Genomic DNA, 21,549 nt, shown 5'->3' with positions numbered 1-21,549 from the left:
AGCGCCCAGTGCGCAAGATCACCGTCTTGGGAGCGTCCGCACTCCTCGTCGCCGGCCTCGTCGGCGCCCCGGCTGCCGCGTTCGCCGCGCCCCTGGCTGCCGACACCGAGCAGTACCTGGACGACGTCAAGGTCTGCGAGGCCTATGACTCGGGAAAGATCGACACGACCGGCGACCCCATGGAGGTCACCGTCGAGGCGCCTGAGGGCGAGCTGATCTCCGGGTACTGCGTCAAGGCCGGCTCGGTGAAGCAGGGCGAGGGCGTGGGTGGCGCCTACTTCGTCGAGCTCGACGAGCCTGCGACGTCCGTGACCATCACCTACCCGTGGGGTGGGGGCCGGGCGATCAGCCACTACGCGCTGGTCTACACCGATGCCACGAGCGAGACGCCGACGCCGACGCCCAGCACGCCGGGCGAGACGCCGACGCCGGAGCCGACCGTGCCGACGGACGAGCCCACCGTGCCCGGCGACGAGCCCACCGACGCCACCGTCCTGCCGGGCGGCGACGCCTCGGACGACGCCTCGACCGCTCCCGCCGGTGACGCGCCGGAGGAGCTCGCGGCCACGGGTGCCAGCACCGCCATCGGTGTCACCCTGATCGCGCTCGCCCTCGTGGGCGGCGGTGTGACGCTCATCGTGCTGCGCCGCAAGGGCGTGCTCGGGAGCTGATCCCAGCCGCGCGACCGCACGTGACGAGCGGGCGCCCGGGACGGACCACCTCGCACGGTGGTGCCGGCCCGGGCGCCCGCTCTCGCGTTCCCGGGGATCCTGTCCCCGGGAGCCGCCCGGGCGCGCTGCTACGGCAGGGCCGTCGCGTGGATGACCAGCGCCTGCATGGGCCAGAGCGTCGGTAGCTGCAGCCCGACGCCGGTGAGCACCGAACCGGGCACGTCCACGGCCTCCTTGCCGAGCCAGCCCGGGGTGATCCCACCCAGCCACCTCGCGGAGCCCACCTCGTCACGGACCCGCACGCTGTACCGCCGGGCGGGGTCGAGCCCGTCCAGGCGCAGGCGTTCGGTGAGCGCGTCCTGGGGTGACGCGACGGTCGCGACGGTCCAGACGCCGGCCGTCCGGTCCGGCGCCACGAAGCCCGTGACGCGCAGCGCCGGGTCCACCGTGTCGGCGTGCACGACGGTTCCCGTGTGCACGAGCGAGCGCAGCTCCTTGTAGAGCGCCGCGTAGGCCGCCACGGCCACCAGCTCGTCGTCGGTGCAGGTCAGCAGGTCCCATTCGAAGCCGGCGTGCCCCTGCAGCGCGGTGGCCACCCGGTACGAGAGGTCGGTGGTGCGCCCCGACGAGTGGGTCGGCGACGGCCCCACGTGCGCCCCGATCAGCTCGGGCGGCAACACGAGCGACGTCCATCGCTGGATGTCCTGCCGCTCCAGGGGATCGTTGGAGTCCGACGCCCACACGCGGTCGGTGAACTCCAGGATCCCGAGGTCGGTCCGGGCGCCGCCCGACGAGCACGACTCGATCTCCAGGCCGGGGTGGTCCGCCTTGAGCCGCGCGATGAGGGCGTACGCGGCCCGGGTCTGCACGTGGGTGCCGGGGCGCGGCGTGCCGTCGGGACCGCGGTGCACCGGCTCCGTGAGGTCACGGTTGTGGTCCCACTTGATGAAGTCGATGCCGAGCTGCGTCACGAGCGCCGAGATCTGCGAGCGCAGGTGCTCCCAGGCGTCGGGGTTCGCCAGGTCGAGCACGTACTGCGTACGGAACGACAGCCCGTCCGGCGAGGGCACCGCGGCCGGGTTGGACAGGATCCAGTCCGGGTGCGCTCGGGCCAGGTCGGAGTCGAGGTTGACCATCTCGGGCTCGAACCAGAGCCCGAACTGCATGCCGAGCTCGTGCACCAGGTCGGCGAGGGGGTCCAGGCCGTCGGGCCACACGTCGTGGTCCACCACCCAGTCGCCCAGCCCTGCCGTGTCGTCCCGCCGGGAGTGGAACCAGCCGTCGTCGAGCACGAAGCGTTCCACCCCGACCGCTGCGGCGCGTCGCGCGAGGCGCTCGAGCTTGCTCGGCGAGTGGTCGAAGTAGACCGCCTCCCAGGTGTTCAGCACGAGCGGGCGTGGGCTGGTCACGTGCTGCGGGCGGGCTCGCAGCCAGGTGTGGAAGCGGTCGGAGACCCCGTCCAGGCCCGCCGGCGACCACGCGAAGTACGCCACGGGCGCGCGGTAGACCTCGCCGGGCGCGAGCCGGATCTCGCCCGGCCGCACCAGCTCGCCCGCGCCCAGGAGGGTGGTGTGCTCGGTGAGGTGGTCGACGCGGTGGGTCACGTCGGCGCTCCAGCCCAGGTGGGTGGCCCAGGCCTCGCCCGTCCTGTTGCGGGGCGTGCCTGCCGAGGCGACGGTCACCCAGGGCGCGTCGTGGCCCGACCGGCCGCGCCGGGTCTGGCGCGCGGTGCTGCCGCCGGGCATCGCCGTGGTGACCGGCACCTTCTCGCGGGACCACCGGCCGCTGAACTGCGTGAGGTGGTCCGCGCTCCGGGGCACGGGCAGGGTGGCCTCGAGCCAGTGCACGTCCACCGGTGCGGAGCCGTCGTTGGTGAGCTCGTGGTGCAGCAGCACGAGGCCGCCCGTGCCGATCTCCAGGACCGACCGCAGCGTGAGCCCGAGAGTGGTGTCGCGGGCGGTGACCGACAGCCGCGCCGTGTCCCGCTCCGCCTCCGAGACCGTCCAGCGAGGAAAGAGGGGCACGCCGTCGGACACGGCGAGCAGGCCCGGGCGGCCCGCCCAGCCGTCGGCCTCCTGGGGAAGCAGGGAGGGCCGCCAGGCGGCGTCGAGCGTGCCAGGCGCGGTCTGGCGGCTGGTCGCGGCGTCGAGCGCCAGCAGGTCGGCGGGTGACAGGTCGCCCAGGTCGGCACCCCAGTGGAGCACCAGCGGCAGACCCTCGTCCGGATGTGCCAGTACGACGGCGACACCGTCGCGTCGCAGCACGGACCAGCTGGAGCCCTCGGTATGGCTGTTCATGTGTCGTCCTCTCGCCCCCTGGACCACACCGTACGCGTGGCCTCTGACATCGGTCCGGTCGGTCACTGGCCCGCCGCGCGGACCAGGTCGTTCTCCGTGCGCAGCACCGGCCGGGCGACCAGCGCCTCCGGGTCGAGGCCCGCGCCGGTCACGTGGAACACCGCCGTCGCGCCCGCCGGGAGGTCGACCACCTGGGCGTCGACCTGCGCGTCCGGGTCGAGCCGGTCCACCAGCAGCGTCACGCCCAGTGCGAGCGACGTCGCCGTCACCTCGACCCGGTAGCCGTCGTCCTGGGCGGTCACGGCGGTCCGCAGCGGGTCCGGGTCGAGCGCGAGGTCCCGGCTCTCGGCCCAGCGGTGCAGCCCGCGTGCGCCGTCGAACGTCACCACCAGCACCTCGCCCGAGGGGTCGCCGACGGCGGTCACCTCACCGGACAGCGGCACCAGGGTCACCGAGCGCGGTGCCACGGTGACCGTGCTGCCCGACGACGCCAGCACGGTGCCGCCGAGATCGGTCCGGACGGCGTCGGCCCGCCCGGTCCACGGCTCGTCCGTGTCGTTGACGAGCGCCGCGACCAGCTCGGCGCCGCGCGGCTGGACGGTGACGAGCCGGTCGGCGAACGCGTGCCGCATGGCGTACCAGAGCGGCTTGCGCCGGCCGTCGCCGTCGACGGCGGCCCAGGACGTCACCGGCCAGCAGTCGTTGAGCTGCCAGACGATCGCGCCGGCTGTGCGCGGCCACCACGACCGGTAGTGCTCCACGGCGTACCGGACCGCGCGGGCCTGGTTGAGCTGCGTGGCCCAGTGCCAGTCCGTGAAGTCGTCCGGTACGCGCAGGTGCCGCACGAGGCCGCGGTCGAGCTTGCCGTTGCCGTCGATCGCCTTCTGGTGCAGACCGAAGACCTCGGACTCCTTGAACCCCTCGGGCACGTCAGCGCTGTCAGGAAGGACGGCCCGGCGCAGGGTCGCCCACGTGGCCGGGCCCTGGAAGCCGAACTCCGAGCAGAACCGCGGCACGTCGTCGCGGTAGTGCGTGTAGTCGATCCGGTTCCAGACGTCCCACTGGTGGTGCGTGCCGTGGTCCGGGTCGTTCGGGTGCACCCGGTCGGGTCCGGCGCCGGGGGAGTAGGGCGAGCCGTCCGCGTAGGGGCGGGTCGGGTCGACCTCCGCCAGCACCCGCGGGAACACGTCGTAGTAGTAGCCGGCGCCCCAGGTCAGGTCGCCGAGCCGCTCCTTCCAGCCCCAGTCCTCGTGACCCCAGATGTTCTCGTTGCCCCCGTTCCACAGCACGAGCGACGGGTGCGGTGCCAGCCGGGCGGCGTTCTCACGCAGCTCGGCCTCGAACTCGGAGCGGTGCGGCTCCTCCTCGGGATAGGCGGCGCAGGCCAGCAGGATGTCCTGCCACACCAGGACGCCCTTCTCGTCGCAGACGTCGTAGAAGTCGTCGGACTCGTAGATGCCACCACCCCACACCCGCAGCAGGTTGAGGTGCGCGCCGAGCGCCTGGTCGACGCGCTGCTCCAGGCGCTCGCGGGTGATGCGGGTCAGCAGGTGGTCGTCCGGGATCCAGTTGGCGCCGCGGGCGAAGACGGGCCGGCCGTTGACCACGAAGGCGAAGCCGGTGCCGTGCTCGTCGGGCGTGCGGTCCACGACGACGTTGCGGAAGCCGACCCGGCCCGACCAGGCGTCCAGCGGGTCGGACCGGTCCTGGCCGTCACCCTCGTGGAGCGTCACCTCGACCGGGTACAGGGGCTGCTCGCCGTACCCGGCCGGCCACCACAGGTCCACGTCGGGCACCTGCACGCGCACGTCGAGGACGCCCCCGGGCCAGCCGGCCGGGACGCGGGTGGTGACACCCCGGTCACCGACGGACACGTCCAGGACCAGCGGCCCGGCGTCGGACAGGCCGGACCGCTCGACCTCCACGCGCACGTCCACGACGCCGGTGCGGCGGCCCTGCGCGTCGGCGACCTCCGTGCCGGGGGTGACCGGATCGTCGTCGGCCAGGTCGACGTGGCCCGGCACCACGGTGACCAGCGGCGTCACCCGGGCCAGCCGGGCCACGCGCCAGCGCTGCACGCGCACGGGCTTCCACAGCCCCGCCGTCTGCAGGTCCGGTCCCCAGTCCCAGCCGAAGGAGCAGGCCATCTTGCGGACCATGTTGAAGGGCTGGCCGTATGCCATGGGCCGGGTGCCGAGGCGCTCGGCCTCGGCCTCGGCGGCGGCGAGCGCGGAGTCGAGGTCCACGACCAGCTCCGCCGGTGCACCCACCAGCGACCGGACGTCGAACCGGTAGGAGCGGTGCATGTTCGCGGTGCGGCCGAGCCGGGTGCCGTCCAGCGTGACGCCCGCGACCGTGTCGATGCCCTCGAAGAGCAGGTCGACGCGCTCGTCGGGCGCGGCGGCGGGCTCGTCGAGGACCGCCGCGTACCGCCAGGCGGTGCGCTTCATCCAGGCGACGTCGGTCTCGTGGGTACCCGTGTACGGGTCCGGGATCAGGCCGCGGTCCAGGAGCGCGGTGTGGTTGGTCCCGGGGACCCGGGCGGGGACCCGGACCCCCGCGAGGCTCTCGGGGACGGGGCCGTCGGTGGCCGTCAGGGTCCAGTCGGTCAGTTCGCGGCTGATCATCATCGATCCTCGTCCCTCTAGAACAGGTGCCTGGTCCGTGTGCGAGCGCACCGAGCATAGGGCCGCGCCGCAGCCCGGCTCGAACCGGTCCACGGATCGATTCGGGCGGCCCGGGCGCGCGGCCCTGCGCGGGCTCAGTCCCGGTGGACGACCACGCCCAGCGCCTCGGCCAGCAGGATCGCCTGGGCCTCGCCCACCACCGCGCCGGTGAGCGTCGCGGTCAGCGGGTCGAGCGCCGACAGATCGCTCCCGCGCAGGTCGGCGTTGGTGAGGTCCGCCCGGTCCAGGTCGGCAGCCGACAGGTCGCAGCCCGTCAGGCGGGCACCTGAGGCCTGGATCTCGGACAGGTCGGCCTCGCGCAGGCGGACGCCGTCGAACCGGGTGCCGGCCAGGGCGGCCCGGTGCAGGTTGGCGAACGACCAGTTGCCGCCGTCCACCGTGAGCAGGTCGAACCGGCAGTGGGCGAACTGCGAGCCCACGAGCTTGCACCGCTCCAGCGTCGCGTCGAAGAACACGCACGCGTCGAAGACGCACGACGTGAACGCGAGCTCCGTCAGGTGGGCGCTGTTGAACCGCACCCCGCGGAACACGCAGGAGTCGAACGTGGCGCCGGTGCCCGAGGCCTCCGTCAGGTCCACGTCCGTGAACAGCGTGGCCATGTGGTCCTCGCCCGAGAGGTCTCGGGCGTACCAGTCCTCGTGGGCGACCGTGATCTCGGTGGCCGGCAACCGCATCATGCCCGCGACTCTACGGCGTGCCACCGACACGGCCGTGGCCACGCACCCCGGACGGGATGCGTGGCCACGGTGCCGGCCCCGGGGCGGGCCGGACGGGTCAGGCGGCGTCCGGGAACGGGACACCCGTGGTGGCGTGGCAGCGGTAGCCGTTCGGGTTCTTCGCGTCGGACAGGTACTGCTGGTGGTAGTCCTCGGCGTAGTAGAACGGGCCGGCCTCGGCGGCCGGTGCGATCTCCGTGGTGATGGCGTCGTACCCCTGGGCGCTCAGCACCTCGGCGTAGCGCTTCGCCGTCTCCTGCGCGGCCTCGGCCTGCTCCGGCGTGGTCCAGTAGATCGCCGAGCGGTACTGCGTGCCCACGTCGTTGCCCTGGCGGAAGCCCTGCGTCGGGTCGTGCCGCTCCCAGAAGATCTTGAGCAGCTCGGCCTCGCTGACCTTCGTCGGGTCGTACGCCACCAGGGCGGTCTCGGTGTGACCGGTCCGTGCCGTGCAGACCTCCTCGTAGGTCGGGTTGGGCGTGGTCCCGCCCATGTAGCCGACGGCGGTGCTCACCACGCCGGGGACCTGCCAGTAGATCTCCTCGGCGCCCCAGAAGCAGCCCATCGCGAGGTAGAGCACGCGCGTGCCGGGAGCCCAGGGACCGGTGACCGACGACCCGAGCACGGTGTGCGGGCGCGGGGCCTGCAGCACCGGCGCGGAACGGCCCGGCAGGGCGTCCTCGGGGGCCACCATCGTGGTCTTGCTCGAACCGGAGCCGGGGCCGAAGAGGGAGTTCAGGAAAGTCATCGAACACACATCCTTTGGGTCTGATTCGTGCGCAGCACGTTTGTCCATCACAACACGGACCACCGCACCGGTGTTCCGTGGCGAACCTGACGTCAGCATGACGCATCCGCGCGTCTGCGGTCGGCAGATCCGCTGGCCCCCGGCGGCTGCGCCCGGCATGGTCGGACCATGAGCGAACCGGTCCGGACCGTGGCGGTCCTCTCCGACGTGCACGGCGTGCTCCCCGTGCTCGACGCCGTCCTCGCGGAGCCCGACGTCGCCGGCGCCGACCGCGTCGTCGTCACCGGCGACCACGCCGCCGGGCCGCAGCCCGTCGAGGTGCTGGACCGGCTGCGCTCCCTCGGCGACCGCGCCCTGCTGGTGCGCGGGAACGCCGACCGTGAGCTGGTCACGCTGGCGCGCGGCGGCACGACCGCCGTCCCGGACCCCGTCGCCCCGTGGGCGGCCGCCCGGCTCCGGCCCGCCGACGTCGACCTGCTCGCCGGGCTGCCGCACCCCGCCGAGCTGACGGTCGAGGGGTTCGGTCGCGTCGTGTTCTGCCACGGCACCCCGCGCGACGACGACGAGGTGGTGCTCGTCGACTCCTCCCTGGACCGCTGGGCCGAGGTGCTCGGCGGCCTCGACCCGTCCGTGACCACCGTGGTCATGGGGCACACCCACATGCCGTTCGTCCGGCTCGTCGACCGGCGCCTGTGCCTCAACCCCGGCAGCGTCGGCATGCCGTACGGACGCGCGGGCGGGTCGTGGGCGCTCCTGCGCGCCGGCCAGGTCGAGCTGCGGCACACCCCGGTGGACGTCGAGGCCGCGGTGGCCGCCGTCGTCGCCGGCAGCGCGTATCCCGCGGCGGAGGACTGGGCACGGGAGTACGTGGCCTCGGTCAACAGCGACGCCGACGCGCTGCGGGCGTTCGCGCCCCGCGACGGGCGGGGGCGCGCCGGCAGTGTCAGTGGCTCGGCGTAGCGTCCTGCCCATGGCCAGTACCGACCCTGAGCTCCTGATCCCCGACACCGAGGCGTGGCGCGCCTGGCTCGACGAGCACGAGGCGTCGTCGAACGGCGTCTGGCTGGTCCTCGCGCGCAAGGGCAAGGACGCACCGACGAGCCTGACCCGCGACGCCGCGCTCGAGGAGGCGCTGTGCAGCGGCTGGATCGACGCCCAGGCCCTGGGCCGGGACGACACCACCAGTCTGCAGCGATACTGCCCGCGCCGCGCACGCAGCCGCTGGTCGGCACGCAACGTGCGGATCGCGGAACGCCTCGTCGCCGAGGGGCGCATGCGGCCGCGCGGCCAGCAGGAGATCGACCGGGCCCGGGCCGACGGCCGCTGGGAGTCCGCGTACGAGGTGAACAAGAACTTCGAGGTGCCGCCCGATCTCGCCGAGGCGCTCGCGGCCAGCCCGCGCGCCGCCGAGATGTTCGGCATCCTCACGGCGCAGAACCGCTTCGCCATCCTGTTCCGGGTCACGGGGGTCAAGAGACCAGAGACCCGCGCCCGGAACATCGCGAAGTTCGTGGCCATGCTGGAGCGCGGGGAGACCGTGCACCCGCAGAAGCGCAGGCTGGAGGCCTGAGAGATCTGTCGGGATCGTGATCGCGCGGTGCACCTTCCGTGCGGCGCGTGGGCAGGCCGCCGGGCCGCCGATGTGCTCCCCTAGGGTTTGATCGTGTCGCAGAGCGAGGAGACCAGCGTGACGTCGGACCAGACCACCGCGCCCACCACCGACGAGACGGGGCCGGTCCCGCCGGCCATCCGTGCCGCCGCCGCCTGGTCGTGGCGCATGCTGCTCATCGGGGCGTTCGTCGCCGCGGCGCTGTGGCTCCTCGCGCTGCTCAAGACGATCGTGGTGCCTGTGGCCGTCGCGCTGCTCCTGACCATCATGCTGACCCCCGTGCGGCGCCTGCTGAACGAGCGGCTCCGCGTCCCGCGCGGGTTGTCCGCCGGGATCTCGCTGGTCGGCCTCATCGTCGTGGTGGCGGGCCTGATCACCCTGGCCGGCCAGTCCATCGCGAACGGGTTCGCCGACCTGAGGACCCAGGCGGTCACCGGCTTCAACGAGCTCTGGTCGCAGCTCTCGGCCACCTTCGGCCTGGAGAACGAGCTCGAGAGCTACAGCCAGGACATCCTCGACCAGCTCGAGGCCCAGCAGAGCGCCATCGTCAGCGGTGCCCTGGGCGCGGCCGCGACGGCGGGCAGCGTGCTCGTGGGCGCGCTCATCGCGCTGTTCTGCACCTTCTTCTTCCTGCACGACCCCCGGGGCATCTGGGGCTGGGTCGTCGGCCTGCTGCCGAAGTCGGCCCGCGAGCGGGTCAACCAGGCGGGCCGCCGCGGCGCCGTCACGCTGGCCGCCTACACGCGCACGCAGATCCTCGTCGCCGCGGTGGATGCCGTCGGCATCGGGATCGGCGCCGTGTTCTTCGTCCCGTCGCTGGCCCTGCCCATCGGCATCCTCGTGTTCGTCGGCTCGTTCGTGCCCGTGGTCGGTGCGATCGTCACGGGTGCCATCGCCGTGGTCGTGGTGCTGGTCTCGAACGGCTGGGTCGCCGCGCTCATCATGCTCGGCGTGGTGCTGCTCGTGCAGCAGATCGAGTCGCACGCCCTCCAGCCGTTCCTCATGGGGCACGCCGTCTCCCTCCACCCGGTCGCCGTCATCCTCGCGGTGGCCGCCGGATCGTACGCGGCCGGCATCGTCGGCGCCCTGTTCGCCGTGCCGCTCGCGGCCGTGCTGAACACCGTGATCCTGTACCTGAACGGGCACGACAAGTTCCCCGAGCTGGGGGACGAGGACGCCCTGCCGATCCGGTGGCGCGCGGCCGACGCGGCGCCGATCCCGCTCCGCCTGCGCCGGGCGTCGACGGCGGAGACGCCCGGCGCACCTGACGTCGCGGACGGCGCGGGCAATGGTGGCGTCGTCACGGACGATGCCGTGACGGACCTCGCGGGTGCGGACGGGAGCGGCGCGGGTGCCGCCACGGACACCGGGCGCGGGCCGACGAAGGGTGATCCGGCCCGCTGAACGTGCATCTGGCGGCGCAGTCGGGCACCATGCCCGCTGTGCCACTGGATCCGTTCGACCTGGAGTCCTACGGCGGCCACCTCACGGTGACCGCCGCCGACGCCCGCGCTGCCGCCGAGATGCTCGACGGCGTCATCACCCGTACACCCGTCACCGAGAGCCGCGCGCTGTCCGCCATCGCCGGGACGAAGGTGCTGCTCAAGTGCGAGAACCTGCAGCGCGCGGGCTCGTTCAAGGTGCGGGGCGCCTACGTGCGGCTCGCACGGCTGTCGGCCGCCGAGCGGGAACGTGGCGTCGTGGCGGCCTCCGCCGGCAACCATGCCCAGGGCGTGGCGGTCGCCGCGGGCATGCTCGGCATCGACACCGTCGTCTACATGCCGGTCGACGCCGCACTGCCCAAGGTCGCCGCCACCCGCGGCTACGGGGCGGAGGTGCGCATGGTGGGCTCGTCCGTGGACGAGGCGCTGGCCGCCGCACGCGTCGAGGCCGCGCGGTCCGGCCGCGTGCTCATCCACCCCTTCGACCACGTGGACGTCGTGGCGGGACAGGGCACCGTCGCCCTGGAGATCCTGGAGCAGGTCCCGGACGTCGCCACCGTCGTCGTGCCGCTGGGCGGCGGAGGGCTGGTGGCGGGCATCGCGGCCGTGCTGGCCGAGGCCGCCCCGCACGTGAAGGTGGTGGGCGTGCAGGCGGCGTCGGCCGCGGCGTACCCGGGATCGCTGCAGGCGGGCAAGCCGCTGGCGGGGGCGCTGGGCGCCACCATGGCCGACGGCATCGCCGTCGGCCTGCCGGGCGACGTGCCCTTCGGGATCGTGCAGAAGCAGGGCGTCGACGTCCGGACCGTCACCGAGGACCAGCTCTCCCGCGCGCTGCTGGCCGTGCTCGAGCGCTCCAAGCTGATGGTCGAGCCCGCCGGTGCGGCGGGCGTCGCGGCGATCATGGCCGCCGGGCCGGGTGCGTTCGAAGGACCGGTCGTGGCGGTCCTGTCGGGCGGCAACATCGACCCGCTGGTGCTGCTCCGGGTGGTGCAGCACGGCCTCGTCGCGGCCGGGCGGTACCTCAAGCTGCAGGTACGGCTCGCGGACAAGCCGGGCGCCCTGGCCGGGCTCGTGGACACCATCGCGGCCGCGGGCGCGAACATCGTGGCGGTCGACCACACGCGCACCGACGTGGCGCTCTCCGTCTCGGAGGTGTGGGTCAACCTGCAGCTCGAGACCAAGGGCGCCGACCACCGGACCGCCGTCGTGGAGCGCCTGGAGTCCGAGGGCTACGAGGTGGTCGCCCGCTGAACGAGGCCGGGTGTCGTGCCGGCGCCCTCCCGTTCGTCGTGAGGGTGACGCGGTCGTCCGGCCGCGCGACCATGACACCGGGGGACACCCCGGAAGGGAGTACGCCATGCGTTACCTCATGCTCGTCCTGTCCACCCCGGACACTCCGGCGGAGCCGGGCGACGTGCCCGAGATCGAGGACTGGGTCCGGGACACCTACGGCACCGGTCACGCGGTGCTGGGCGACCGGCTCCGGCCGCCCGCGGACGCCGTGGGCGTCCAGGTCCGCGCCGGGGAGGTGGTCGTCACCGACGGCCCGTTCTCCGAGACCAAGGAAGTGATCGCGGGCTTCGACGTGCTCGACGCCCCCGACCTCGACGAGGCGATCCGGATCGCCGCCGCCCACCCGATGGCGTACACGGGCGCGATCGAGCTGCGCCCCTTCTGGCCGCTCGGGCTCGACGGCGACGCCGACGGCAGCCCGGCCGGGGCGTGACCGACGTCGGGCAGGCCGTCGACGCGGCCTTCCGTGACGAGTGGGGGCGGGTGCTGGCGGCCGTCGCCCGCAGCACGGGTGACCTCGACCTCGCGGAGGACTGCACCCAGGAGGCCTTCGCCGTCGCGCTGCGCACCTGGCAGCGCGACGGCGTGCCCGCGCGCCCCGGCGCCTGGCTCACCACCACGGCCCGGCGGCGCGCGGTCGACCGCCTGCGGCGTCGCGCGGTCGAGGCGCAGAAGGTGGCGACGGCCGCGCGCCTGACCGAGCGGCTCGGCGGAGAGGCGGCCGACCCGGTGGCCGAGGCGGCGGACACGGCGGACGCGGGCGACGGCTGGGCGGGCAGCACACTGGAGGACCCCGACGGCGACCTGCTGCGGCTCGTCTTCACGTGCTGCCACCCGGCACTGCCCCTGGAGGGCCGGGTGGCGCTCACCCTGCGGTCCCTGACCGGCATGACGACGGCGCAGGTGGCGCGGGCCTTCCTCGTGCCGGAGACCACGATGGCCCAGCGCCTGACCCGCGCCAAGCGCAAGATCCGGACGGCCGGGATCGCGTTCCGCGTACCGCCGCCCGAGCTGCTGCACGAACGCGTCTCCGCGGTGCTCGCCGTGCTGTACGTGCTGTTCACGCAGGGGTACGACGCCTGGGCCGAGCCGGACGCCGTGGATCCTGGTGACGGCGTCGCGCCGGGGCCGGCTGCCACCGTCGCCGACACCGACGCTGACACCGACGCTGACACCGACGCTGACACCGACACCGACACCGACACCGACACCGATGCCGATGCCGATGCCGATGCCGACACCGTCGCCGTCGCCGTCGCGGGGACCGCCGCCCGCCGGGCCCTGGCCGACGACGCGATCCGCGTCGCCCGGCTCGTCGCCCGCCTGCTGCCCGACGAGCCGGAGGCGCGCGGCCTGCTGGCGCTCCTGCTGCTCCAGCACGCGCGGCGTGCGGCACGGCTGGGGCCGGGCCGGGACGCGGCGTCCGGACCGGTGCCGCGCACGCTCGACGAGCAGGACCGCTCGCTGTGGCGCCGGGACGAGATCACCGAGGGCCTGGCCGTGCTCGACGACGCGCTCGCGGCCCGGCGCCCGGGGCCGTACCAGGTGCAGGCGGCGATCGCCGCCCTGCACGCACGGGCGACGACGGCCGACGGGACGGACTGGGCCGAGATCACCGCGCTCTACGACGTGCTGCTCGGCATGACCGGGTCACCGGTGGTGGCGCTCAACCGCGCGGTCGCCGTGGGGATGCTGCGCGGACCCGAGGCCGGTCTTGCCGAGCTGGACGCGCTCTCCTCCGCGCCCGAGCTCGCGGCCTATCACCTCTTCCCGGCGGTGCGGGCCGACCTCCTGCGGCGCGCGGGCCGACCGCACGAGGCCGTCGCGGAGTACCGCCGGGCGCTCGACCAGGTCGACCGGGAGGGCGACCGGCGCCTGCTGCGCGCCCGCCTCGCCGACCTGTCAGACGCCGACGGACCTGCCGGTCGCACGGGTCACCGCGGTGATCCGTACGTCTGACAGGTCCGTCGGGCGTCCGTCGGGCTCGGCGAGGGTCAGCCCTGGAAGGGCTTCGCGCCCGTGATCTCCACGGGGATGTCGCGCCCGTTGGGTGCCGTGTAGCTGGTCTTCGCACCGATCGACTTGCCGTCGATCGCGGCGCCCAGCGGCGACGTCGGCGAGTAGACGTCGAGGTCCGTGGACCCGGCCATCTCGCGCGAGCCGAAGAGGAAGTTCATCTCGTCGCCGGCGACCAGCGCCGTCACGACCATGCCCGGCTCCACCTTGCCGTCGTCCGCCGGGGTGCCGACCTGCACGTTCCGGAGCTTCTCGGTGAGCTCCAGGATGCGCGCCTCGTTCTTGGCCTGCTCCTCGCGCGCGGCGTGGTAGCCGCCGTTCTCCTTGAGGTCGCCCTCGTCGCGGGCAGCGGCGATGCGCTCGGTGATCTCCGCCCGGTAGGGACCGGAGAGATGCTCCAGCTCCGCCTTGAGCTTGTCGTGCGCCTCCTGGGTGAGCCAGGTGACAGAAGCTTCGGCCACGGGGGCTCTCCTTTCGTCGTTGCTCGGTCGAGCGGTTCACGGCAGCGCGCAGGTCCCGGCCGACGGAGCGGAACGGGCACGCGCGTCAGCCGGTCAACACAGCGTGTGAAACGACGAGAATACCAATTTTCGGGAAAGCCTTGCCCAGGCACTCCCCGTTTCCGCTCTGAGCGGACGTCGCCCCGTGACGCGGCCGGGTGCCCTCAGCGCACAGTGCAGTGGTCGACGACGCCGGTGGTCGCGAGCTCCGTGGTGGCGATGGTCACGGTGTGCCGCGTGGTCCGTGCGTCGTCCGGGCCCACCTCGACGTCGATCGCGCCGACCTCCGCGAAGTTCTTGCTCAGCGCGGTGACGGTGCACACGGCCTCGGTCCCGGGCGGCATGCTGACGTCGAACGTCACGTCCACCTCCTCGGCGCTGGTGACCGAGAAACCGACGTCCGTGAAGGTCACGGGATCGCGCTGGGTGTCCACGATGGTGAACCATGCGGCGATCGCGACTCCCGCCGCCAGGGCGGCCCCCACGGCGATCCGGGCGCCCACCGAGAGCTTCGGGCGCGGGCGGACGTCGTCGCTCTCGTCCCACGGGTCCTCGTCGCGGGGCAGGTCCGCCCGCCGCGGTCCGGGCCGGGAGCGGCCGTAGCGCTCCGCGAGGTCCGGGGTCTGCGCCGGCGGCCGCGGAGGCGTGGCGGACGACGGGGCGGCGGGTTCTGGGTCGGTCATCGCGGCTCGCTCGGATCGGGGTGTCGGTGGTTCGTAGCAAGATTGTCCGTGGACCATCATGGTCCATGGGTCGATCGTCCCAGAGCGACCGCCCCAGAGCGAATGTCCCCGACGCATCCCACACAGGAGGACCCAGTGTCCGTACCCGAGCGCGAGCCGCTCCGTCTGATGGCGGTGCACGCGCACCCGGACGACGAGTCGAGCAAGGGCGCCGCCGCGACGGCCCGCTACGCCGCAGAGGGGGTGGAGGTCCTCGTCGTGACGTGCACCGGGGGCGAACGGGGCGACATCCTGAACGCGTCGTTCGAGGTGCCGCCGGGGCACGAGTTCGAGTCGATCGAGGGGCGCCGCGCCGTGCGCCGGCTGGAGATGGCCCGTGCCGCCGAGGCGCTGGGCGTGCGCCAGCAGTGGCTCGGCTTCGTGGACTCGGGCCTGCCCGAGGGCGACCCGCTGCCCCCGCTGCCCGAGGGATGCTTCGCGCTGGTGCCGCTCGAGGAGGCGGCGGCGCCGCTGGTCCAGGCCGTGCGCGAGTTCCGGCCGCACGTCATCACGACGTACGACCCGTCGGGCGGGTACCCCCACCCCGACCACATCAAGTGCCACGAGATCTCGTTCGAGGCGTTCCACGCGGCCGGCGACCCGGACCGCTACCCGGGCACGGGCGAACCCTGGGAACCGCTCAAGCTCTACTACAACCACGGCTTCTCGATGGCGCGCATCCGCGCGGTGCACGAGGCCGTCCAGGGGGCCGGCCTGGAGTCGCCGTTCGGCGAGTGGGTCGAGTCGCGTGACGCCCGGGAGATCCCCGAGCGCCAGGTCACCACGCTGGTGCCGGTGGCCGACTACTTCCCGAACCGGGACGCCGCACTGACGGCGCACGCCTCGCAGATCGACCCGAACGGGTTCTTCTTCGCCGTGCCGCGGGACATCGAGGTCGACGTCTGGCCGTGGGACGAGTACGAGCTGGCGGAGTCCCGCGTGCCGCTCCCCGAGCGGGCACCGGGCGAGTACGAGCGTGACCTGTTCGAGGGCGTCCGGTCGGAGGTCCCCGCATGAGCCCGGTCGCCGTGGCTGCCCTCGCGTTCGCGACCGAGCCGTCACCGAACCCGACCGAGAACAACCTGCGTCCCGGCCTGGAGGAGTGGCAGGTCTCGCCGGGTCTCGTCGGCTTCGTCGTCACCTTCGCGCTGGCGCTGGCCTGCGTGCTGCTGTTCCTGAACATGAGCAAGCACCTGCGCCGGGCGGGCCACAACGCGAAGCAGCAGGGTCTTCCCGTGCCCCAGCCGGAGGTCATCAGCTTCCGCCGGTCCGACGACGACGCGCGCGAGCCCGGCGGCTCCACGGGCGAGGGCGGGGAACCCTCCGAGGTGCCGGCCGGCTCCCCGTCCGATCCGCCGTCCGGTGGCGGGTCGTCCGGCGGGGACAGCGGCGGCGGCTCGGGGGACAGCGGCGGTTCGGGTGCCTGACGGGGGCGACCCGGCGGGCGCGGTCGGCCCGGACGGCGTGGTCCGGGTGACGGTGGCCCAGATCGCCGTCTCGGACGACCACGGCGCCAACCGCCAGACCGTGCTCGACGCCTTCGGGGTGGCGGCTCGCGCCGGGTCGAACCTCCTGGTGCTGCCGGAGTACGCCTCCGCGTACGACCCGCGCGGTGTGGGCCCGGAGCACGCGGAGCCGCTCGACGGGCCGTTCGTGACGTTGCTGCGGGACCGCGCGCGCAGGCACGGCATCGCGGTGGTCGCGGGCGTCACGCTCCCCGGGTCCGACGGCGTCCGCGCGGCCAACGCCCTCGTCGTCGTCGACGGATCGGGGGAGCTCGCCGGGGTGTACCGCAAGGTGCACCTCTACGACGCCTTCGGCTACCGGGAGTCGGAGCGGCTAGAGGCGGGCCCCGCCGACGCGGATCCCGTCACGCTGCGCCTGGGCGGCCTCACGTTCGGCGTGCTGACCTGCTACGACCTGCGGTTCCCCGAGTCCGCTCGCCGGCTGGTCGATGCCGGCGCGGACGTCCTGGTGTACCCGGCGGCGTGGGTGGCGGGTCCGCTCAAGGCCGACCACTGGCACACCCTGCTGCGGGCACGGGCGATCGAGAACACCGCGGTGGTGATCGGCGTCGGCATGACCGGCAAGGGCGTCGTCGGCCGCACGCTCCTGGTGGGGCCGGACGGCGTCGTCGGGCTGGAGATGGGTGAGGAGCAGGCGTACCGGACCGTCGACCTCGACCCCGCGCCGCTCGCGGCCGTCCGGGCCACCAACCCCTCGCTGGCCAACCGCCGCTACACGGTGGTCCCGGCCGGCACGTGAGCGCTTTCGGCCAGCGTCGAATGTCATGGGCACGGGCGCCGCGGGCGAGCACCATGACTCCGTCCGGTAGCGGAGGGAGCGGGTCATGGTGGTCGTCCGGAAGCACGTGCGAGGAGTGCGGGCACTCGCGTCGGGAGCGCTCGCCCTCGGCCTGGCCGGGGCGGCGCTGACGCCCGCCGCCGCGCAGGACGGCGTGCGAGCCGCGGAACCGGCGGGGTACGGCCCCGTCCCGGTCGTCTACGACTCCGACCTGGACTTCGACGACGCGGCGACGCTCCTGTACCTCTGCCAGGCCGACAAGCGCGGCCTGATCGACCTGCGAGCCGTCACCGTGGTGAACAACGGCGTGGGCACCCCGGGCCGGTCGCTCACGCACGCCCGGACCATCCTGGCGAACTGCGGTCTGTCGCACGTGCCGGTCGCGGACGGGTCCGAGCAGTGGGTCAACGAGCCGCCGCCCGAGGCACGCGCGCTGTTCGAGCAGGTGCTGAGCGGGGCCCTGGGCGACGCGGGCGTGCCCGACGAGCCGGGCGCGGTGCCGGCCGCCGAGCTCATCGCCGGCACGGTGCGCGCCTCCCGCCGCCCGGTGACCGTCCTGGCCACGGGGCCGCTGAGCAACGTGGCTGCGGCGCTGGACCGGATGAGCCCGCGGACGCTCCACGACCGCCTCGGTCGCGTCGTCGTCATGGGCGGCGCCTTCGACGTGGGCGGCAACCTGTTCGGCTCGACCACCGAGGGGTTCGACAACACCCAGGAGGTGAACATGTGGATCGATCCGCCGGCGGCCGACCGCGTGCTCGCGGGCGTCCCGCGCGCCCGGGTGAGCATGGTGGCCCTGGACGCCACGAACCACGCGCCCATCACCCCCGCCTACGTGGAGCGCCTGGGCTCAGGGGCCACGACCTACGAGGCCCGCACGGTGCACGCGATCGTCACCCAGCCGGGCCTGCCCGAGCTGATCGGCCAGGGAATCATGTACTGGTGGGACACCCTGGCCGCCGTCTCGCTCGTGACGGGGCAGGGCGTGGACCACCGGATCCGGCCTGTCGACGTGGTGCTGGACGGTCCGTCGGCGGGCCGCACGGTGGACGTGCCGACGGGCACGCCCCAGCGCGTGAGCACGACCGCGGACGGCGCCCTGTTCGAGGACCTGTTCCTCGCCGGGCTGAACGGGCGGTGACCCGGGTCAGATGGCCAGGTTGGCGAGGTAGATCGCGACCACGTGGCAGGCGAACCCGAGCACGGTGAACACGTGGAAGATCTCGTGGAAGCCGAACCAGGCCGGGCTGGGGTCGGGCTTCTTGGTGCCGTAGACGATCGCGCCGAGCGTGTAGGCGATCCCGCCCGCCAGGATCAGCCAGACCACCGCCGGGCCGCCGATGGCCCAGAACTGGCCCATGTACGCCACGGCCACCCAGCCGAGCGCGAGGTAGACCGGGACGTAGACCCAGCGGGGCGCGTTGAGCCAGAAGACCCGCGCGAGCAGTCCGAGCAGCGCGCCGCTCCAGACGAGCGTGAGCAGCACCGTGCCCTGGCCGGGCGGCAGGAGCAGCACGGCGAGCGGTGTGTACGTGCCGGCGATGATCAGGAAGATGTTGGTGTGGTCGAGGCGCCGGAGCACCGCGTCGGTCCGGGGCGACCAGTTGCCGCGGTGGTACACCGCCGAGACACCGAACAGGAGGCAGGCGCTCAGGCCGAACACCGACGCCGAGACCTTGCCCGCCGTCGTGGGGGCGAGCGCGATGAGCACGATGCTGGCGGCGAGGGCGAACGGGAACGTGCCCGCGTGGATCCAGCCACGGAGCCGTGGCTTGATCTTGCGCTCGACCTTCTCGACCGTGGAGGAGACGGAGGTGGAGATGACCTGCACGACGTCGCCGGCCTTGTCGCGGACGCCGTCGAGCGTCTCCGAGACCTTGCCGGTGACCTCCTCCAGGCGGCCGGCCTGACGGTCCGGCCCGTCTGCTTGAGCTACCACGTGGCCTCCTTGATCCTCGGCGACCGGCGTCCCCCGTGGTGCCGGGACGCTACCTACGGTCGCGTAACTTACTCTAGCGTAGGTTAGGGGTCGGCAGGCGGGACAGGGGCCTTGTGAAGATCCTGCGCCGGGTTGGCGCGAGTCGCCCGTCCAGGGCCTCGGAGCGGCGGCGACGCGCGGGAACGCGCACGTCGGAGGGGTACCTTTGTCCACGTCCCACCGGGTGGACCGACCCGGGCCAGAGCTGCCGTGCGGACCGCGTCACGCGGCACCCGCGGCCCGACCCCACTGAGGTATCCGTGCGTCTGCCCAGCCCGCTGTACCGCCTCTACGAGCGACGTCTGGCGTCTGCCCTGCACGGTGCGACGCTGCCCCGGCACATCGGCGTGATGCTCGACGGCAACCGCCGCTGGGCGCGTTCGTTCGGCGAGACCGCGGCCACCGGGCACCGGCGCGGTGCCGACAAGATCACCGAGTTCCTCGGCTGGGCCGAGTCGCTGGGCATCGAGGTCGTCACCCTGTGGATGCTCTCCACGGACAACCTCAGCCGGTCCGCCGACGAGCTGAGCAACCTGCTCGACATCATCGAGGACGCCGTCTCGGACCTCGCGGAGTCCGGCCGCTGGCGGCTGCGGGTCATCGGCCGGCTCGACCTGCTCCCCGCCCGCCTGGCCGCGGCCCTGCGTGCGGCGGCCGACCGCACCGCGGGCGTCAAGGGCCTCCAGGTCAACGTGGCGATCGGGTACGGCGGTCGCACCGAGATCGCCGACGCCGTCCGCTCGTACCTCCGGGAGCGGGCGAAGGACGGGGCGACGCTGGCCGACCTCGCCGAGTCCATCGACGTCGAGCACATCGCCGAGCACCTGTACACCAAGGGTCAGCCGGATCCCGAGCTGGTCATCCGGACCTCGGGGGAGCAGCGCATCGGCGGGTTCCTCATGTGGCAGAGCCAGCACAGCGAGTTCTACTTCTGCGAGGCGTACTGGCCCGCGTTCCGCCGGGTGGACTTCCTCCGGGCGCTGCGGGACTTCTCGCTGCGCGAGCGCCGGCTCGGCCGCTGAACCCCCTCGTCGGGCGGGGCTGCGGACCTGCTCCGACGCATCGATCCATATGGTGAAATTCGCCACCACTGACCCAGGTAGGTAAGTGAAAGTTCAGTCAGGTAGCGTGCCGTGAATGAGACGGAGTGCGCGTTGATGACCGAACGTCGTGTGCCGTCGGCGCGCGAGGCTGCCGAGGCGTGGGAGTCGTTGTTCCGGGCCCAGGTGACGGTGATGCGCCGGCTCCTGGCCGACGACATCTGGGGCGACCTGAGCATGCGCGAGTACGACGTGCTGTTCACGCTCGCCCTCGCACCGGGCGAGACGCTCCGGCTGCGGGAGCTCAACGAGAACATCCTCATGGCGCAGTCCTCGCTGTCGCGCATGGTGGAACGGCTGGAGAAGCGCGGGCTGGTGCGTCGGCACCCCGCGCCCGAGGACGGCCGGGGTGTGCTGGTGAGCCTGACGGAGGAGGGCTCGGCCACCCAGAAGGAGCTCGGCCGGCGCCACGTGCGGTCCATCGCGCACTACGTGACCCCGGCGATGGACGCCGCCGACCTGGTCCGGCTCCGGGAGCTGACCGAAGCCCTGCGCGCTGCCCAGGCGGACATCGAGGATTTCTGACCCGGGCGCCGTCACAACCCGGCTGACCTGCGCAGATGCTCTTCAGGCCGAACGGGCACGGTGCCGGATCGCCTCCACCACGGCCCGGACCGCAGCCCGGTCGAGGGTGGGGCGCCGGGTCACGAGATGGATGTCCCGGCGGGGCGGGTCGACGAGGTCCAGCGTGCGCACCGCGTAACGGTCGTGCACGGCGAGCAGCGGCAGCAGCGTGATCGACAGCCCCGCCTCGACGTGGTTCAGCAGCGTCCCGTGACTCTCGAAACGGGCCACCGTCGTGGGGGTGAAGCCCGCCCGGCGGCAGAGGCGCTCCGCCAGGTCGGCGAGGTGCGCGCCGGGATGCTCGAACGCCCACGGCTCGTCGGCGAGGGAGGCCAGGTCGACGCGGCCGGAGCGCTGGCCCGCCGGGGTGTCGCGCGCCGTCACGAGCACCACGCGGTCACCGGTGAGCGGCAGGCGCGCGAGCTCGGCGTCCGGCGGGACGGGGGCGTCCGGGAAGTCGGCGCACACGGCGACGTCCACCTCGCCGCGCTGCACGGCGGGCCGGCTGACCACGGGCTCGGCCTCGGTGAGCCGCACCGAGATCCGGGGGTGCGCGGTGGCGAGGTCCGTCACGGCGGGCACCACGATGTCGTGGAAGGCGCTCGTGAAGGCGGCCACCCGCACCACGCCCGTGGCCTCGGAGTACAGGCCCGCGAGGTCGGCCTCGGCGGTGGCGATCCGGTCGAGGATGTCGGACGCGTGGCCCGCGAGGGTGACGCCGGCCGGGGTCAGCCGGATGCGCCGTCCCGTGCGCTCGAAGAGCTGGGCCTTCGTCTCGGTCTCCAGCGTCGCGAGCTGCTGGGACACGCTCGAGGGACTCATGTGGGTCGCCTCGGCCACCGCGCGCACGGTGCCGAGCAGGTGGAGCTGGTGCAGGAGCCGGAGCCGCCAGGGGTTGAGCATGG

At 73.5% G+C, this 21,549-nt stretch carries 21 protein-coding genes; 13 read left to right on the top strand and 8 right to left on the bottom strand.

Annotation, left to right across the window (positions count from 1 at the left end):
- Window positions 1–8 precede the first annotated feature (8 nt).
- Window positions 9–671 carry a hypothetical protein gene (locus ACIG47_RS10445; protein ID WP_397430741.1) on the top strand — a complete coding sequence of 221 codons (663 nt, stop codon included), beginning with the start codon at window positions 9–11 and terminating at the stop codon, window positions 669–671.
- Window positions 672–799: 128 nt separating this feature from the next.
- On the opposite strand, the gene ACIG47_RS10440 is transcribed toward ACIG47_RS10445, so the two are convergent.
- The 4 genes from ACIG47_RS10440 to msrA all read right to left on the bottom strand — a co-directional run bounded on the left by ACIG47_RS10440 (window position 800) and on the right by msrA (window position 7,116).
- Window positions 800–2,968, bottom strand: a complete 2,169-nt coding sequence (locus ACIG47_RS10440; protein WP_397430740.1) for an alpha-galactosidase — start codon at window positions 2,966–2,968, stop codon at window positions 800–802.
- 62 nt (window positions 2,969–3,030) lie between these two features.
- Complete coding sequence (locus ACIG47_RS10435; RefSeq protein WP_397430739.1) at window positions 3,031–5,595, bottom strand: glycoside hydrolase family 2 protein; 2,565 nt, start codon at window positions 5,593–5,595, stop codon at window positions 3,031–3,033.
- Between the two features lie 134 nt (window positions 5,596–5,729).
- Complete coding sequence (locus ACIG47_RS10430; protein WP_397430738.1) at window positions 5,730–6,332, bottom strand: pentapeptide repeat-containing protein; 603 nt, start codon at window positions 6,330–6,332, stop codon at window positions 5,730–5,732.
- Between the two features lie 97 nt (window positions 6,333–6,429).
- Window positions 6,430–7,116: a peptide-methionine (S)-S-oxide reductase MsrA gene (gene msrA, locus ACIG47_RS10425; protein WP_397416987.1), complete on the bottom strand. Its 687-nt coding sequence runs from the start codon at window positions 7,114–7,116 to the stop codon at window positions 6,430–6,432.
- 168 nt (window positions 7,117–7,284) lie between these two features.
- Here msrA and ACIG47_RS10420 point away from each other — a divergent pair, with 168 nt between their 5' ends.
- From ACIG47_RS10420 to ACIG47_RS10395, 6 genes are all read left to right on the top strand, one after another.
- The gene (locus ACIG47_RS10420) at window positions 7,285–8,076 is read left to right on the top strand and encodes a metallophosphoesterase family protein (protein WP_397430737.1); all 792 of its coding nucleotides are present in this window, start codon (window positions 7,285–7,287) and stop codon (window positions 8,074–8,076) included.
- Between the two features lie 10 nt (window positions 8,077–8,086).
- Window positions 8,087–8,686 (top strand): YdeI family protein, encoded by a 600-nt coding sequence (locus ACIG47_RS10415; RefSeq protein ID WP_397430736.1) that lies wholly within the window; start codon window positions 8,087–8,089, stop codon window positions 8,684–8,686.
- Window positions 8,687–8,779: 93 nt separating this feature from the next.
- Window positions 8,780–10,129 carry an AI-2E family transporter gene (locus ACIG47_RS10410; RefSeq protein ID WP_397430735.1) on the top strand — a complete coding sequence of 450 codons (1,350 nt, stop codon included), beginning with the start codon at window positions 8,780–8,782 and terminating at the stop codon, window positions 10,127–10,129.
- Window positions 10,130–10,167: 38 nt separating this feature from the next.
- A complete protein-coding gene (ilvA, locus tag ACIG47_RS10405; RefSeq protein WP_397416978.1) occupies window positions 10,168–11,418 on the top strand; it encodes a threonine ammonia-lyase in 1,251 nt (416 codons plus the stop codon).
- 106 nt (window positions 11,419–11,524) lie between these two features.
- Entirely contained in the window at window positions 11,525–11,893 is a 369-nt protein-coding gene (locus ACIG47_RS10400) for a YciI family protein (protein ID WP_397430734.1), read from the top strand.
- Window positions 11,890–13,419 (top strand): RNA polymerase sigma factor, encoded by a 1,530-nt coding sequence (locus ACIG47_RS10395; RefSeq protein ID WP_397430733.1) that lies wholly within the window; start codon window positions 11,890–11,892, stop codon window positions 13,417–13,419. Before ACIG47_RS10400 ends, ACIG47_RS10395 begins: the two co-directional genes overlap by 4 nt.
- Window positions 13,420–13,454: 35 nt before the next feature.
- Here the strand turns inward: ACIG47_RS10395 and greA are convergent, their stop codons facing one another.
- A complete protein-coding gene (greA, locus tag ACIG47_RS10390; RefSeq protein ID WP_119142392.1) occupies window positions 13,455–13,937 on the bottom strand; it encodes a transcription elongation factor GreA in 483 nt (160 codons plus the stop codon).
- Between the two features lie 203 nt (window positions 13,938–14,140).
- Window positions 14,141–14,659: a DUF4307 domain-containing protein gene (locus ACIG47_RS10385; protein ID WP_397430732.1), complete on the bottom strand. Its 519-nt coding sequence runs from the start codon at window positions 14,657–14,659 to the stop codon at window positions 14,141–14,143.
- Between the two features lie 168 nt (window positions 14,660–14,827).
- Here ACIG47_RS10385 and mca point away from each other — a divergent pair, with 168 nt between their 5' ends.
- The 4 genes from mca (at window position 14,828) to ACIG47_RS10365 (ending at window position 18,143) form a co-directional block, all read left to right on the top strand.
- Window positions 14,828–15,715, top strand: a complete 888-nt coding sequence (gene mca, locus ACIG47_RS10380) for a mycothiol conjugate amidase Mca (protein ID WP_397430970.1) — start codon at window positions 14,828–14,830, stop codon at window positions 15,713–15,715.
- On the top strand, window positions 15,712–16,125 hold the full coding sequence (locus tag ACIG47_RS10375) for a hypothetical protein (protein WP_397430731.1): 414 nt from the start codon (window positions 15,712–15,714) through the stop codon (window positions 16,123–16,125). The genes mca and ACIG47_RS10375 overlap by 4 nt, the downstream gene beginning before the upstream one ends.
- Window positions 16,118–16,963, top strand: a complete 846-nt coding sequence (locus ACIG47_RS10370; protein ID WP_397430730.1) for a carbon-nitrogen hydrolase family protein — start codon at window positions 16,118–16,120, stop codon at window positions 16,961–16,963. The genes ACIG47_RS10375 and ACIG47_RS10370 overlap by 8 nt, the downstream gene beginning before the upstream one ends.
- An 85-nt stretch (window positions 16,964–17,048) precedes the next feature.
- Entirely contained in the window at window positions 17,049–18,143 is a 1,095-nt protein-coding gene (locus ACIG47_RS10365; RefSeq protein ID WP_397430729.1) for a nucleoside hydrolase, read from the top strand.
- Window positions 18,144–18,149: 6 nt separating this feature from the next.
- Here ACIG47_RS10365 and ACIG47_RS10360 read toward each other — a convergent pair whose 3' ends face one another.
- Window positions 18,150–18,941, bottom strand: coding sequence for a hemolysin III family protein (locus ACIG47_RS10360; RefSeq protein ID WP_397430728.1), 792 nt, complete (start codon window positions 18,939–18,941; stop codon window positions 18,150–18,152).
- 299 nt (window positions 18,942–19,240) lie between these two features.
- Here ACIG47_RS10360 and ACIG47_RS10355 point away from each other — a divergent pair, with 299 nt between their 5' ends.
- On the top strand, window positions 19,241–20,002 hold the full coding sequence (locus tag ACIG47_RS10355; RefSeq protein ID WP_397416959.1) for an isoprenyl transferase: 762 nt from the start codon (window positions 19,241–19,243) through the stop codon (window positions 20,000–20,002).
- 135 nt (window positions 20,003–20,137) lie between these two features.
- A complete protein-coding gene (locus tag ACIG47_RS10350) occupies window positions 20,138–20,605 on the top strand; it encodes a MarR family winged helix-turn-helix transcriptional regulator (protein WP_397416957.1) in 468 nt (155 codons plus the stop codon).
- A 42-nt stretch (window positions 20,606–20,647) separates the two neighbouring features.
- On the opposite strand, the gene ACIG47_RS10345 is transcribed toward ACIG47_RS10350, so the two are convergent.
- Window positions 20,648–21,547, bottom strand: a complete 900-nt coding sequence (locus ACIG47_RS10345) for a LysR family transcriptional regulator (protein ID WP_397430727.1) — start codon at window positions 21,545–21,547, stop codon at window positions 20,648–20,650.
- Window positions 21,548–21,549 lie beyond the last annotated feature (2 nt).

It is taken from the genome of Promicromonospora sp. NPDC052451 (assembly GCF_044547525.1).
Taxonomy (GTDB): domain Bacteria; phylum Actinomycetota; class Actinomycetes; order Actinomycetales; family Cellulomonadaceae; genus Promicromonospora.
This window is presented reverse-complemented; position numbering and strand designations above follow the sequence as displayed.

Coding starts and splice junctions, on each gene's coding strand:
- ACIG47_RS10440 (WP_397430740.1), bottom strand. CDS start 2,968: ATGAACAGCCATACCGAGGGCTCCAGCTGGTCCGTGCTGCGACGCGAC.
- ACIG47_RS10435 (WP_397430739.1), bottom strand. CDS start 5,595: ATGATCAGCCGCGAACTGACCGACTGGACCCTGACGGCCACCGACGGC.
- ACIG47_RS10430 (WP_397430738.1), bottom strand. CDS start 6,332: ATGATGCGGTTGCCGGCCACCGAGATCACGGTCGCCCACGAGGACTGG.
- msrA (WP_397416987.1), bottom strand. CDS start 7,116: ATGACTTTCCTGAACTCCCTCTTCGGCCCCGGCTCCGGTTCGAGCAAG.
- ACIG47_RS10420 (WP_397430737.1), top strand. CDS start 7,285: ATGAGCGAACCGGTCCGGACCGTGGCGGTCCTCTCCGACGTGCACGGC.
- ACIG47_RS10415 (WP_397430736.1), top strand. CDS start 8,087: ATGGCCAGTACCGACCCTGAGCTCCTGATCCCCGACACCGAGGCGTGG.
- ACIG47_RS10400 (WP_397430734.1), top strand. CDS start 11,525: ATGCGTTACCTCATGCTCGTCCTGTCCACCCCGGACACTCCGGCGGAG.
- ACIG47_RS10385 (WP_397430732.1), bottom strand. CDS start 14,659: ATGACCGACCCAGAACCCGCCGCCCCGTCGTCCGCCACGCCTCCGCGG.
- mca (WP_397430970.1), top strand. CDS start 14,828: ATGGCGGTGCACGCGCACCCGGACGACGAGTCGAGCAAGGGCGCCGCC.
- ACIG47_RS10375 (WP_397430731.1), top strand. CDS start 15,712: ATGAGCCCGGTCGCCGTGGCTGCCCTCGCGTTCGCGACCGAGCCGTCA.
- ACIG47_RS10365 (WP_397430729.1), top strand. CDS start 17,049: ATGGTGGTCGTCCGGAAGCACGTGCGAGGAGTGCGGGCACTCGCGTCG.
- ACIG47_RS10350 (WP_397416957.1), top strand. CDS start 20,138: ATGACCGAACGTCGTGTGCCGTCGGCGCGCGAGGCTGCCGAGGCGTGG.
- ACIG47_RS10345 (WP_397430727.1), bottom strand. CDS start 21,547: ATGCTCAACCCCTGGCGGCTCCGGCTCCTGCACCAGCTCCACCTGCTC.